General features: G+C 62.2%; 10 protein-coding genes. 2 read left to right on the forward strand and 8 right to left on the reverse strand.

Annotated elements, in window-relative coordinates; translation table 11 throughout:
* Window positions 1–292: 292 nt before the first annotated feature.
* Together CI15_RS27535 and CI15_RS27540 are read right to left on the reverse strand one after the other, a co-directional pair.
* The gene (locus tag CI15_RS27535; RefSeq protein WP_062134050.1) at window positions 293–3,061 is read right to left on the reverse strand and encodes a UPF0182 family membrane protein; all 2,769 of its coding nucleotides are present in this window, start codon (window positions 3,059–3,061) and stop codon (window positions 293–295) included.
* A gap of 220 nt (window positions 3,062–3,281) precedes the next feature.
* On the reverse strand, window positions 3,282–3,839 hold the full coding sequence (locus CI15_RS27540; RefSeq protein WP_062134053.1) for a sugar O-acetyltransferase: 558 nt from the start codon (window positions 3,837–3,839) through the stop codon (window positions 3,282–3,284).
* Between the two features lie 322 nt (window positions 3,840–4,161).
* Between CI15_RS27540 and CI15_RS27545 the strand changes: the two genes are divergently transcribed.
* Window positions 4,162–5,715 carry a phospholipase D-like domain-containing protein gene (locus CI15_RS27545; protein WP_062134055.1) on the forward strand — a complete coding sequence of 518 codons (1,554 nt, stop codon included), beginning with the start codon at window positions 4,162–4,164 and terminating at the stop codon, window positions 5,713–5,715.
* Window positions 5,716–5,755: 40 nt separating this feature from the next.
* Window positions 5,756–6,499, forward strand: a complete 744-nt coding sequence (locus CI15_RS27550; protein ID WP_420915882.1) for a TetR/AcrR family transcriptional regulator — start codon at window positions 5,756–5,758, stop codon at window positions 6,497–6,499.
* Window positions 6,500–6,525: 26 nt separating this feature from the next.
* Here CI15_RS27550 and CI15_RS27555 read toward each other — a convergent pair whose 3' ends face one another.
* From CI15_RS27555 to CI15_RS27580, 6 genes are all read right to left on the reverse strand, one after another.
* On the reverse strand, window positions 6,526–7,251 hold the full coding sequence (locus CI15_RS27555; protein WP_062134061.1) for an alpha/beta fold hydrolase: 726 nt from the start codon (window positions 7,249–7,251) through the stop codon (window positions 6,526–6,528).
* Window positions 7,252–7,381: 130 nt separating this feature from the next.
* Window positions 7,382–8,305, reverse strand: coding sequence for a LysR family transcriptional regulator (locus CI15_RS27560; RefSeq protein WP_062134064.1), 924 nt, complete (start codon window positions 8,303–8,305; stop codon window positions 7,382–7,384).
* Window positions 8,306–8,459: 154 nt separating this feature from the next.
* Window positions 8,460–9,785, reverse strand: coding sequence for a phenylacetate--CoA ligase PaaK (gene paaK / locus CI15_RS27565; RefSeq protein WP_062134066.1), 1,326 nt, complete (start codon window positions 9,783–9,785; stop codon window positions 8,460–8,462).
* 37 nt (window positions 9,786–9,822) lie between these two features.
* On the reverse strand, window positions 9,823–11,382 hold the full coding sequence (gene paaH, locus CI15_RS27570) for a 3-hydroxyacyl-CoA dehydrogenase PaaH (protein ID WP_062134270.1): 1,560 nt from the start codon (window positions 11,380–11,382) through the stop codon (window positions 9,823–9,825).
* Between the two features lie 14 nt (window positions 11,383–11,396).
* The gene (gene pcaF, locus CI15_RS27575) at window positions 11,397–12,599 is read right to left on the reverse strand and encodes a 3-oxoadipyl-CoA thiolase (RefSeq protein ID WP_062134070.1); all 1,203 of its coding nucleotides are present in this window, start codon (window positions 12,597–12,599) and stop codon (window positions 11,397–11,399) included.
* 163 nt (window positions 12,600–12,762) lie between these two features.
* Window positions 12,763–13,700 (reverse strand): 2Fe-2S iron-sulfur cluster-binding protein (locus CI15_RS27580; protein WP_062134273.1); only part of this gene is annotated, 938 nt, incomplete at its 5' end.

Below are 13,700 nucleotides of genomic sequence, written 5' to 3' on the forward strand. Positions count from 1 at the left end.
TAGGTCAGGAGTTTCTGAGCGACTCGAACGGGTCGGGTGCCGTCCTCCGGCAGGGCGAAAAGCTGTCATTCGAAGAAATAGGTCGTCCAATGACCGCAGAGTAACCTATAGCGACCCTTCGCCGGCGATTAGCCCAATGACCGCACTGGCCGCGAATCTGTCGTCCGAGAGGACGACCCGAATGACTATTCCAGTACCGAAGCTGCCGTAGCACTCGCGTCGAATTGAAGGGCAGATGTGGATCGGCAAGCGCCCATCCCCACGAATCCGCAAAAAACCTCAAACTTCCCGCTCACTTCTGCCCACCACCGGACCGCCCACCACCAAGCCCTTCAAGCAACGGCCGCAAAGCATCCATCTCCGCGCCAAAGCCGCTCCAGTCTCCCGCCTTCAGCCGTTCGATCGCGCGGTCATAGTGGGCAAGCGCTTCACGCGCGCGGGCATCCGGCACGTTGGTCGTCACTAGCGCCGGCAATCCCGCCCGCACGCTCTCATTGAAAAGTGCCGCGAGCGCTTGGCCCAAGGTGTCCTCCATCACCACCCGCTCGCCATACGCTGCGATCACCCGCTTCAGCTCCGGCAACTGCCCCGACGCCGCGCGCAAATAGAGCGGCGAGACGTACAGGATCGAGTTCTCGATCGGCACGACCACGAGATGCCCGCGAATCACGCGTGAGCCCATCTGGTTCCACAGCGAGATCTGCTGCGAGATCTCAGTATTCTGCTGAATGCGCGCTTCGATCTGAAACGGCCCAAAGATCAGCCTGTCCTTCGGAAACGTATAAACAATCAGCTTGCCGTATTCGGTCGGATCGCAACGCGCCGCCAGCCACGCGATCATGTTCTCCCGCTGGCTCGGCACCATCGGCAGCATCAGGATGAATTCGGCGCGCGGGTCGCCGGGCAGTCGCATGATCGTGTAATACGGCGGCATCGTGCTGGCGGTGCTCTCTCCATCCATACCGACCAGTTCGCGCGGGAACTGCCACAGATCTTCGCGGTTGTAGAAGACCTCCGGCGCATCCATGTGATAGGCGCGGAACAGCTGCGCCTGAATCAGGAACAGGTCTTCGGGGTAGCGGATATGTTGCCGAAGCTCCGATGGCATCGCGTCCAAAGGTTTGAACAGACCTGGAAAGATGCGCTGGTACGTTCGCAGGAGCGGATCGGCGGGATCGCTGACATAGAAATCGACCGTGCCGTTGTAGGCGTCGATCACGACCTTGACCGAATTGCGGATGTAGTTGGCACCGTCGCCGAAGCCCGGCCGGGAGTAGGGAAACCATTGGCTGACGGTATAGGTGTCCTGAATCCAGAACAGGCGTCCGCCGCTCGCGACGACATAGGGATCGTGATCGAGCGTCAGGAACGGCGCGATCATCCGCACGCGCTCCTGAATGTTGCGGTGAAGCAGGATACGGCTCTGGTCGGCGATATAGCCGCTCAGCAGAATGTTGGGATCGTCGAGTTGCCACGCGAACAGACTGCGGCGCGCCGCGCCGCCGATCGGTACGCCGTCATGCCCGCTGTATGTGGTGTAGGCATTGTCCGCGCCTTTGGGATAGTCGAATTCGGCAACGTTGCCCTTCACGATCACGTAGTCCTGCTGGCCTTCACCGAAGTAGAGACGCGGTTCGCGAATGGGCGGGCCGCCGTTGGCGACCGGCGGAATATCCCGCAGATAGAAGAACGGCAAACCTTCCGTGGATTTCTCGGTGACCGGCGACATCACGATGCCGATGCCGTGAGTGAAGATAAGGTGCAGATTCACCCAGGTCTGGGCGTTGGGCGGCAGCATCGACGGTTGCAGTTCGCGCGCCGACAACATCACCTGTCTGTAGCCGGTGTCGAGTCGATAGCGGTCGATGTCCACCGAGAGAAACTTGTAATAGGTTCTGATCTCCTGCAACTGGGCGTAGGTGTCCATCAACGGTTGCACATCCCATAACCGGATGTTGTCGATGGTTGCCCGATTGGCCTGCAGCGAGTCGAGCGTCAATCCCGGCTCGGCGTCGAACGGCTTGACCTCGATCTGTGCAAGGCCGTAAGCCTCCCGCGTCAGCGCGATATTTGCCTTGATATAGGGTGTTTCCAGTGTGAGTTCGCTTGGCTTGACATAGAAGCGCTCGAACAGCGGTGGATAGATCCCGGCGAACACGAACGCACTGCCGAACACGACCAGCGCGGCGACGATAGGCAGCCGGTAGCTGCGCCGGCGCATGTTGATCCAAATGGCGATTGACGCGGCCGTGGCAAGGCCGACGAGCATCCACAGGACCGGCAGCTGGACGTGGACGTCGGTGTAGCTGGCGCCGACCACGACACCGTTGTCGCCATAGAGCAGCAGAAAGCGCGCGAGCCACCACGACCAGGCCATTACCGCAAAGAACAAACCGAGCAGTGCCGAACCATGAGTGAACGCGGCGGCGGAGAATGTACGTGGCGGCCGTTCCAACGCGATATCACCGCGCAGCGCATAGACGGCCACCGTCACGATCGCGCAGCTGAGGACGAGTCGCAGCAGCCAGTTCCTGATGGCGACATACACGGGCAGCGAGAAGAGATAAAAGCCGATGTCCCGGCCAAAGACCGGATCGCGTTGGCCCACCGGCACCTGATGGATGAAGCGCAGTGCGATGTCCCAGTTCGAGATTTCGCCGCCGGCGATAACGAGCCCCAGGACGATTGCGACCCAGACGATACTGGAGCGCCAGGCAATATGCGGCGCGACCAGCTCGGCCAGATCGCCGGTGAGTTCCGTCGTACCCGGCGGGCCGACCACTACCGCTTGCGAGGGATCGACGACGGGTCTCGCATAACGATGTGCGAGCATTCCCGAGAGGCCTATCGCGCCTGCCGAAACGGTGAACACGGCGGTAGCGAGCAGCGCTCTCGCCCACAGGATGGTCCAGAAAACGCCACCGTAGCCGACCGACGAGAACCACAGCCAATCGACCAGGATGCCGGTGATGCGTCCAAGCACAATCAGACCGACGATGACGGCTGCCGCCCTGATCGCATAACGTCTCAGACGCACGCCGGACTCCACTGCCGAGCGCATAGTCCCTCCTGGGCTAGCCGCCGCCCCAGGCCTGCTGCGATCGAATCAATCGTGCAGCAATGCTTTGCCGGGGGAGGCTGAACGGCCTGTCAGCGCAGCCCGGATAGTCCGCGCATAGCCACTGCATGGCGGGTGCGACGCACGTTCAGATGGAGTGGCTTCAGACCGCTTCAATAATTGTAGTTCGGCGCGGCGATTGGCACCGTCGCGGCGAATACTTTCAGTCGCCGATCGCCCGAATGACCCTGGCAGGGTTTCCGCCAACGAGGGTATTCGGAGGAACGTCCGTGGTGACGACCGAGCCCGCTGCAACGACGGAGTTTTCACCGACCGTCACCCCGCCGATGATCGTCGCGCCGGCCGCGATCCACACGTTTCGCTCGATCACGATCGGGCTCGCCGTGACGCCCGTATGCCGTTGGAACGGTTCAATAGGATGACCCGAGGTGATCAGGCTCACGTTGGGCCCGATCATCACGTCGTCGGCAATGGCGAGTCCGCCGAGATCGTAGAACGTGCAATTCTGGTTGACGAAGACATTGCGCCCGACACTGATATCGACCCCGCCGGTCGTATAGAACGGCGGGATCAAGACAAAACTCGGGTCCACCGGCTTGCCGATCAGTTCGCTGAAGAGGGCCCGCACCTGATCGGTATCGTTGAACGTCAGGCGGTTGATGCTGGCGGTGATCGCCATCGCGCGCTTGACGTTTGCCAGCATGGCGGCTGACTCCGGTGTCTTGCGTCGAATGAAGCTGGTGCGATCGTGATTCGCCATGCGTTGTTTTCCTCGGGTCACAGTGGGGCGTGCTTTGTTGGCGCTCAGCGGCGGCACCTGCAGCGCGCGTGTCGTGACGGCAATCTTACCAATGGCGGGCGCGAGGATCTGGAGCGGGGTGCAACGCTGGAGGAGAACGAGTCACCACGATAAGATGCGTGAGTCCCATGCGACACGACGTATTTCGTGCTCTCGCCGCATCCGGTGGACGGCGTGTAGTGCCGAGCGTTGCGTTGGCTGCGTCGAACCAGCAACAGGCTTTTTGCAAGTCCGGCACGTCGCTCGGGGCGTGCCCTGTGAAATCCTTTAGCGAGGTGCGGACATGACAAGGCTTCAGCTTCTCTTCGTAAGCGTTCTTGCCAGTGTGCTGACCGCGTGCGCGAGCTTGCCTCCACAGAGCAATCGGCCACAAACGTTTGCCCTTCAAAACACGGAGTCCACACGGCTCGGCACGCTCTTCGCGCCCGAAGAGCGGAGTCATCCCGGCGACGGTGCATTTCACCTGCTTGCAGACCCCACCGACGCGATCGTGGCTCGCATCGTACTCACGGAAACGGCAGAGCGCTCGCTCGATCTCCAGTACTACATCTGGCACAGCGATCTGACAGGCCGCGAACTGGGGGCAGCGGTGCTGAAGGCAGCAGACCGCGGAGTGCGCGTTCGCGTCCTGATCGATGACCTTGGCACGAATGCAGACGACCAGGTTCTGCTCACACTCAGTTCACACCCGAATGTGAAGATACGGTTATTCAACCCGGTCGCGAACCGCCACTTCAAATCACTCGGCGCTGCGCTGGAATTTTCCCGAGTCGACCGGCGCATGCACAACAAGGCAATCATTGCGGACAACCAGGCCGCTATTCTTGGTGGTCGCAATATCGGCGATGAATACTTCGGTGCATCGAAGGTGGTGACGTTTGGGGATCTGGATGTTCTGGTGCACGGTCCAGTCGTCAGGAAGGTCTCCGCCGCCTTCGACGAGTTCTGGAATTCCGAATCGAGTTATTCGATCGAGCAACTGATGGGCCATCCGGCGGATCCAACCGCACTGGCCGCCTACCGCGAGAAGCTGGACGAATACCTCAAATCGGAGCAAGACGCTCCCTATATTGTGCAAGCCCGGCAGCGATTGGCCAAAGTACTTGAATCGGGCAACACGGACTTTTCGTGGGGAGATGTCACCCTCCTTTACGACGATCCGTCCAAGATCACGCGAGACCCGGGCAACCTGCAAGGCCATCTGATGACGCGGTTCGCGGCGTTGAAACTCAAACCGACACACGAAATGCTGATCGTTTCGCCTTACTTCGTGCCAGGGAAGGAGGGTGTCGAATGGATACGCGATTTAACCGGGCATGGCGTACGCGTCACGGTGTTGACCAACTCGCTGGCTGCGACCGATGTAGCCGCGGTGAATGCTGGATACCAGCACTACCGCAAGGATCTCGTCGCGGCGGGCGTACGGCTTTACGAGCTGAAGCCGCTCGTCACATCCAGCGACAAAGCGCCACGAAAGTCCTTCGGCTCATCGAGGGCCTCCCTGCATGCGAAAACGTACGTGTTCGACCGGCAAAGCATTTTCATTGGATCGATGAATCTCGACCCTCGCTCGAGCAAGCTCAATACGGAGATTGGCGTGCTTTGCGACAGTCCGGCGCTTGCCGGCCAGGTTCTCGACGATGTCGAGCCGAAATTGGACGTGATTGCCTGGCGCGTTGAACAACGCACGGACGCGAACGGAACGACCCGGATCGTCTGGATCGACACCGCCGAGGACGGAACGGTGACGGAATACGACTCGGAGCCAGATGTATCTTTCATGCGGCGTGCGAGCGTCTGGTTCCTCGGATTGCTGCCGATCGAGTCTGAGCTATGAATGCGCAGGCCGTGCCGATTGGTCCAACGCCGGAAAAAACTTGCCGAACCGGTATACTTTTGCGATGGAAAATGCACGGCAAATCGGCAATCGACGGGGCCAGCGATCCCGCCAGGAAATCCTCGAAGCGGCATCCCGTGTGATGTCCGCCTATGGCTATGCGGGCACCTCGATGTCGGCGCTGGTCGAGGCAACCGGAATCCCCAAGAGCGCGATTTATCACCATTTCGGTTCCAAGGCCGGGCTATTGGCGGAGGTGATGGCCCAGGGTGCCCGGCGTTTCTTCGCCGCGATGCGCGAGGCCCATCAGAATCCCCCCGTTGATGGCACGTCCCGGGAGCGTCTGGGCTGGTATCTGAAGAAGACGGGCGAGGTGTTCGAACACCACGAGAACTTCCTGCGCCTGCTGGTCGTCATGGTCATGAGCAACGAGGCGGCCGAGCCAGAGGCCATCCAGACCGTGATCGAGGTGCGTAACGAAGGCCGCGATTACATGCGGGAGATGATTCGCAGCGCGTTCAACGCGGAAGGGAGCGCCGCGGCGTCGGCGATCGCCGAAGAACTCGCGTATTTCGGCATGCTCGGCTTTGACGGCGCGTTCGTTTCCATTCAGTCCGGCGACGACAGGTCGATGGAGAAGCACATGGCGCAACTCACCGATGCGCTGATCGCGTTAGGCGAAGCGCGTGCCGCATCGTTTAGGGAGGCGACAGTGGCCGCGGGCCGCAAGCGCGAGGCTAAACAGGCAAAGGACTCCGTCAGGGTGGTGGAGAAGCGGCGGTGAAGGCACCTCTATTTGTACCAAAGCCGTTATAGCGACGCCCGCTCCAGAAACTTTCTGATCTCGCGAGAGTAGGCGCCAGGATGCGAAAACCTGAACATGTGACCGGTGCGCGGCATGACGACTTCCTGCGAATCCTTGATGCCGTTCAGAAGTGTCCCAGCGGCTTCTTTACCGATCAGCCTGTCTTGCGCGGGAGTCAGGATCAGCGTGGGGACCTCGATCCTTTTCAACTGGACCGTGTAGTCCATCTTCCCGATCGAGCGCATGCGGTTGACGTAGGCTCTATGCGGCGTCTCCCTGATGAAGAACGCGCGACTCTTTCCAGTTGACCACGGTATCTCCCCCTCCTTGTCGAACGACGAAGCCAGCTGCGCGGCGTGGACCCGAAGTGTCGTCTGTCGATAAAAAGGCCCGGGGAAGAACGGTGCCAGCGCTGCCAGTGTCTTGAGCAAGGGCGAGGTGATTGGGTTCCTCGCGAACCCGCCGGAGAGCACCAGGCCTTTCAGGCCCGTCGGCTGCCGCGTCGCGACCGCGATCGAGCAGACCGCACCGTACGAATCGCCAACCAGCACATAGCTGTCGAGGTCCTTCACCTGGTCGGCGATGAAGTCCGCCAACGTTTCCAGCTCGCACACGTCGTCCGGCAAGCGAAGTGTACGCATGGGGCGACCCTGCAAGTCGCTTAGCTGGTCGAGCTGCCATGGAGCGCCTGCGAAGCAGGGGATCATGACCAGGGTGGGGTCTGTCTTCATGGGCTAGGGGTACTCCTGGCGGGTTGAATAAACGACAACCGCACTCTAGGAGGCCTGAGGCATTCGATCCAATGGCATTTACACACCATGTCGATGCATGAAATTCATGGTCCCCAACTCCTGCCGATGTTTAGTCAGCGATCATCATGTTCGTGATCCACTGAACGGCGGGTTCGTTGGCGCGACCTCGGGCGCGAATAACGAGCACGTCCCAGGTTGGTAGCACCACGGGCAACTCGAAAAGACTCAGTTGCGCGGTTTCCTGCATCCGCAGTGCAACTCGCTCGGCGATGACGGCAATCGATTCGGAAGCGCCGACCATGAACGGAACAGCCAGAAAGCTGGGGCAGGTGGCGCTCACCTTGCGGGTACGGCCGAGGGCCTCCAGCGCATCGTCGACGGCGCCCCGCGTATCGCCGCGCGGCGAGACCAGAATATGCGGCAGCCGGGTGAAGTCATCCAACTCCATGTGCAGCTTCGTGCCACGCTTGAGCAGAGCGGGATGCCCTTTGCGCGCGATGCCGACGAACCGTTCCTTGTGGACCAACTGGCAATCAAAACGCTGCGGCATCTGGGCAAAAGAGCCCGACCCGAGCACGATGTCGAGATCGCCGCTGTCCAGCATGCGCACAGCGGATTCCATATCGGCCGGTCTGAGCCTGAGCACGACACCCGGTGCAGCGGCCTGGATTTTGGCGAGAGCAGGGGCGATGACGGTCAAGATGGCGTGATCGGTCGCGGCCACTGAGAGCATCGCTTGCAAGCGAGCCGGATCGAATTCTCCACGTGGACTGGCGACGAGCCTGACCGACTCGAGCACCGCCGCCACGCGCGGCATCAACTCGATGGCGAGCGGCGTTGGCTCGATCCCGCGAGGGTGACGAATAAAAAGCTGATCGGCGAAAGCACTACGCAACCTCGATAAAGCGTGGCTGGTTGCGGACTGGGACAAATGCAATCGTTCGGCGGCGCGGCCGACGTGCCTTTCGGCCCAAAGCGCCTCGAGTACGACCAGAAGGTTGAGATCGAAACGCGTCAGATCCAGGGGCTTCATGCTGTGTCGGGTTCCGCGTATGTTTTGACGTAAGACCCGAACGCGCAGGCAAGGGACTCACGGCTTGAACAGAGACGTCGGAATCGTAACACTGGTCGGCAGTGATCCCAGTGGGCGCCGCGCGGATCCGGCGCGCAACGCCCCTGATCCTCGCTTACAGATTCGCGCCGCGCAGATCGACGACGCGTTTCGCCTTGCCGGTGCCGGTCAAGGGAATATGTCCGGCGAGCGCCACCGAAACCGTCGTCGACACGCCAACCATCGTCTTGATTCGATGCTGCAGTTCGCGCGCGAGCGCCGCGCGATCGTGGTCGCTCAGCGATTCGCCGACTTCCGGCCGGGCTTCGACGCAGACGGCCAGCGAATCGAGATGCCCATCGCGTTTGACCGTCAATTGATACTGCGCGCTCAGCTTCGGAATCGCCAGAATCAGTTCTTCGATCTGGCTCGGAAACACGTTGACGCCTCGAATGATCAGCATGTCGTCGGAGCGTCCGGTGATTTTGGCGAGCCGGCGCATCGAGCGGGAGGTGGGCGGCATGAGCGAGGTCAGATCGCGAGTCCGATAGCGGATGACCGGCATCGCTTCCTTCGTGAGCGACGTGAAGACCAGTTCGCCCTCGCTGCCATCCGGGAGCACCTCACCGGTAATGGGATCGATGATTTCCGGGTAGAAGTGGTCCTCCCAGATCACCGGACCGTCCTTGCTTTCGATGCACTCCGACGCGACGCCCGGGCCCATCACTTCGGAGAGGCCGTAAATGTCGACCGCGTCGATGCCGGCCCGCGTTTCGATTTCGTTGCGCATCGCCTGGGTCCAGGGCTCGCCGCCGAAGACACCAACCTTCAGTGACGACTCGGCCGGGTTCATCCCTTGCCGCGTCATCTCGTCGAGCAGGTTCAGCATGTAAGACGGTGTGACCAGAATGATCGAGGGTTCGAAGTCGCGGATCAGCTGAACCTGCTTTTCGGTCTGGCCGCCGGACATCGGTACCACCATGCAGCCGAGCCGCTCCGCGCCATAGTGAATTCCAAGGCCGCCCGTGAACAGGCCATAGCCGAACGCGTTGTGCAACGTGTCGCCGCGGCGGCCGCCGGCAGCACGGAGCGAACGCGCGACGATGTCCGCCCACGTGTCGATGTCGCGTGCCGTGTAGCCCACGACCGTCGGTTTGCCCGTGGTCCCGCTCGATGCATGGACGCGCACCACCTGGTCGCGCGGCACGGCGAACAGGCCAAACGGATAGTTGTCGCGCAGGTCCTTCTTCGACATGGTCGGAAACTTTGCCAGGTCGGAGAGTTCTTTCAGGTCGTCCGGATGCACGCCAGCGGCATCGAACGCGTGCCGATAATGTGCCACGTTGTCGTAAGCATGGCGGAGCGACCATTTGAGGCGCTTCAGTTGCAGGGCCTGCAGCTCATCGCGGCTGGCGCGTTCGATCGGTTCGAGTTCGTCGGGTTGGGGGGTGCGTCGGACCACGGGAGTCTCCAGATACAGATAGTTGGGTTGTTTCGAGTCAGGCAGCGTTGTCGATGGCGTGGCTGGCGTCCCACGAGGAACGCGACCACGAAAGTGCCGCAAGTAGCGGTGAAACGCGGTACCGGTCTTCACCGTAATGGGTGCAGAGGTTGTTCAGCACCGTATGGAAGAAAGCGACGCCCACTGCGTTTGCCCACTTCAGCGGACCCAACGGATAGTTGACGCCTTTTTCCATCGCCAGATCGAGATCCGCTGCCGTGCAGACGCCCTGATTGACCGCGTCGGCGGCCTCGTTCACCAGCATCGCGACGGTTCGCATCACGATCATGCCGGCCACGTCTGCCACCGGCACGACCGAGTACCCCGCCGCCTGCATCGCGCCGACCACAGCGGCGTAGGCCGAATCACTGCATTGTCTCGCGCGGGTGAGCGCGACCGTGTTGCTGCCGGCATAGTCGAGCGCAAGGTCGACGAGAACCACGTTGTCGCGATTCATGTCGTACGCGCATTGCGTGGCAGTGCGCCCGTCTGTCAGTCGCAGCACCGCATCATCGATCAGCGCGACGGCCCCGTCGCTGCTTTCGGTTTCGGGCATCGTCGTGGTCACGAGACCGGCATCCCGCAGCCTTTGTTGAAGCCGCTGGATCACCCCGGACTGCGGAAACAGTCTGACTTCTCGCGGGGAGTCTTTAGGGGACTCGATACGCGGGCTCGGGCGCGTGGCGTTCGAACCATATTCGTAGAAGCCGCGGCCCGATTTCCGGCCCAGAAAGCCCGCATTGACCAGCTCCTGCTGGATCAACGACGGCGTGAAACGGGGATCGTTGAAATACGCACGAAACACCGACTCGGTGACCGCAAAATTGACGTCGTGTCCGATCAGGTCCATCAATTCGAACGGGCCCATGCGGAAGCCGCCCGCCTCGCGGATCACCTCATCGATCGACGCGGCATCCGCTGCCTGCTCGTTCAGAAGCCGCAGACCTTCCGCGTAGAACGGACGGGCCACACGGTTCACGATGAAGCCTGGGGTCGAGCGTGCATAGACGGGCGTCTTGCCCCACGCGGCGGCCGTCTCGTACACGCACGACGCGACCTCCGTCGACGTAGCGAGACCACTGACGACTTCGACCAGCGCCATCACGGGCGCCGGATTGAAGAAGTGCATGCCCACGAGGCGCGACGGGATCTTCAGTGTCGCGCCGATCGCCGTGACGGAGATCGACGAAGTGTTGGTCGCGAGGATGCAAGCGTCGGCCACGTGCTCTTCGAGTTCGGCGAAAATCTTGCGCTTCACTTCCAGCCGTTCGGCGACGGCTTCGATGACGAGCCCCGCATCGCGCAGGCCGGCCAGTTGGTCGACCGGAAGCAATCTTTCCTTCGCGTGCGCGGCTGCCGTCGCGTCGAGCCGTCCTTTCTCGACGAGCCTCGCGAGATTGGCCGCGATGCCCGTGATCGCCTTCGCGACCGTGGCGGCATCGAGATCGAACAGCGCCACGTGGTGTCCCGCGAGCGCGGCCACCTGGGCGATTCCGGCGCCCATCGCGCCGGCGCCGACGATGCCGACCACCGTGGAAGTCTTCAATGCGTTCGACATGCTGTTGACTCCGATCAAACGCGCTCGATGGCGATCGCGATGCCTTGGCCAACGCCGATGCACATCGTGCAAAGCGCGAAGCGGCCGTTGCGGCGTTCGAGTTCGTAGGTGGCCGTGGTGACGAGGCGGGCGCCCGAAGCGCCGAGTGGGTGACCCAACGCGATCGCGCCACCGTTCGGATTGACGCGCGGATCGTCCTCCGCGACGCCGAGCCGGCGCAGCACTGCGATCCCTTGCGAGGCGAAGGCCTCGTTCAGCTCGATCACGTCGAACTGGTCGAGGGTCATGCCCAGGCGTGCCAGCAGCTTCTCGGTTGCCGGCGCGGGCCCGATGCCCATGATGCGCGGCTCGACACCCGCCGTGGCCATGCCGATGATGCGGGCGCGCGGCGTCAGATGATTGCGCTTCGCGGCCTCTTCGCCTGCGATCAACAACGCGCAAGCGCCGTCATTGACGCCCGAGGCATTACCCGCGGTGACCGTTCCGTCTGGACGCACCACACCCTTGAGTTTGGCCAGCGCCTCGAACGAGGTCTCACGCGGATGCTCGTCGCGATCGACCACCAGCGGTTCGCCCTTCTTTTGAGGAATGCGCACCGCGGTGATTTCCTGGGCCAGCGTGCCGTCCGCCTGAGCGCGCGCGGCGCGTTGCTGGCTACGCATTGCAAACCGGTCCTGCGATTCGCGGTCCACGCCGAAATCGTCGGCCACGTTCTCGGCCGTTTCCGGCATCGAATCGACACCGTACTGTTTGCGCATCAGCGAATTGACGAAGCGCCAGCCGATCGTCGTGTCATGGATCTCGGCGGAACGCGAGAATGCCGAGGCCGACTTGCCGACCACGAAAGGTGCGCGCGTCATGCTTTCCACGCCGCCCGCGATGTAAAGGTCGCCATCGCCCGATCTGATGGCCCGCGCGGCGCTGCCTACCGCGTCCATCCCCGAGCCGCACAGGCGGTTGATCGTGGAACCGGGGACGTCGATCGGCAAGCCCGCCAGCAACGCGGACATGCGCGCGACATTGCGATTGTCCTCGCCGGCCTGGTTGGCGCACCCGTAGAGGACGTCGGCGACCTGCTGCCAGTCGACCGATGGATTGCGCTGCATCAGCGCGTGAATCGGCACTGCGCCCAGGTCGTCTGCGCGCACGTCCTTCAGTACACCTGCATAACGTCCAAATGGAGTGCGAATGGCATCACAAATAAAGGCTTCGGTCATGGTATTTCCAGGTAGAGATAGCGAGCGATTCAGGCGCTGCGTGCGCGACAGCGCAACGCAGTGCGATCAGACATGTACGGGTTCGCGCGATGGCACGTGACGGCGGCCTTGGACGACACGGAACCGGTTGGCGACGAAAGCAGGGGGTCTATAGCGGCGGCGCTCAACGTTCGTCGTAACTGACGACGACCCTGTCGCTGACCGGATGACACTGGCACGTCAGCACGAAGCCGTCGCGGACCTCGTGCTCTTCGAGCGTGTAGTTCTTTTCCATCTTCACTTCGCCCTCGAGTACCTTCGCGCGACAGGTGCAGCACACGCCGCCCTTGCACGCATAAGGCAGCGCAAGTCCCGCGCGCAGTCCGACGTCGAGCACGCTGACGCCCTGATACGGCAGGCGCAGCTTGCGCCGCTTGCCGTCGAGCACGATTTCGAGGTCGGCCGCGGGGGTGTCCCCGGTGATCTCGACCGCCGGCACGCCCGCCTGCGGCAGCGGTGTGCCGAAGCGCTCCACGTGCACCTTCGCCTGCGGCACGCCGGCCGCTTTCAGCGCGGCTTCGGCCGCGTCCATCATCGGCCCGGGGCCGCAGATGAACGCTTCGTCGATCGCGTCGGCCGGCAGCAACTGCTCGATGAACGCCGCGCACTTTTCCTGATCGAGCACGCCGTTGAACAGCTCCACGTCCTGCAGATCGTCCGACAGCACGTGATACAGCACGAAGCGGCTCATGAAGCGGTTCTTCAGGTCCTCGAGTTCTTCGGCGAACATGATCTGCTCGACGCTGCGGTTGCCGTACACCAGCGTGAACGTGCTGCGGGGCTCGACTTCGAGCGTCGTCTTGATGATCGCGAGCACCGGCGTGATGCCCGAGCCGCCCGAGAAGGCGAGGTACTGCTGACCCTGCTCCGCGTTCAGGTGCGTGAAGAAGCGCCCGTCGGGCGTCATCACGTCGATCGTGTGGCCGGGCTGCAGCGTGTCGAACGCGAAGTTCGAGAAGCGCCCGCCACGCACACGCTTGATGCCGATGCGCAACTCGCCGTCGCGATCGTAGTCGGTGACGCCCACCCAGCTCGAATACGAGCGGCTCGTTTTCCCCCCGT

The organism is Paraburkholderia monticola (assembly GCF_001580545.1).
Classification (GTDB): domain Bacteria; phylum Pseudomonadota; class Gammaproteobacteria; order Burkholderiales; family Burkholderiaceae; genus Paraburkholderia; species Paraburkholderia monticola.

What these genes read in the sequence shown, in the direction of transcription:
- CI15_RS27555 (WP_062134061.1), bottom strand. Translation starts at nt 7,251, where the DNA reads ATGAAGACAGACCCCACCCTGGTCATGATCCCCTGCTTCGCAGGCGCT.
- CI15_RS27535 (WP_062134050.1), bottom strand. Translation starts at nt 3,061, where the DNA reads ATGCGCTCGGCAGTGGAGTCCGGCGTGCGTCTGAGACGTTATGCGATC.
- paaH (WP_062134270.1), bottom strand. Translation starts at nt 11,382, where the DNA reads ATGTCGAACGCATTGAAGACTTCCACGGTGGTCGGCATCGTCGGCGCC.
- CI15_RS27540 (WP_062134053.1), bottom strand. Translation starts at nt 3,839, where the DNA reads ATGGCGAATCACGATCGCACCAGCTTCATTCGACGCAAGACACCGGAG.
- pcaF (WP_062134070.1), bottom strand. Translation starts at nt 12,599, where the DNA reads ATGACCGAAGCCTTTATTTGTGATGCCATTCGCACTCCATTTGGACGT.
- CI15_RS27545 (WP_062134055.1), top strand. Translation starts at nt 4,162, where the DNA reads ATGACAAGGCTTCAGCTTCTCTTCGTAAGCGTTCTTGCCAGTGTGCTG.
- CI15_RS27560 (WP_062134064.1), bottom strand. Translation starts at nt 8,305, where the DNA reads ATGAAGCCCCTGGATCTGACGCGTTTCGATCTCAACCTTCTGGTCGTA.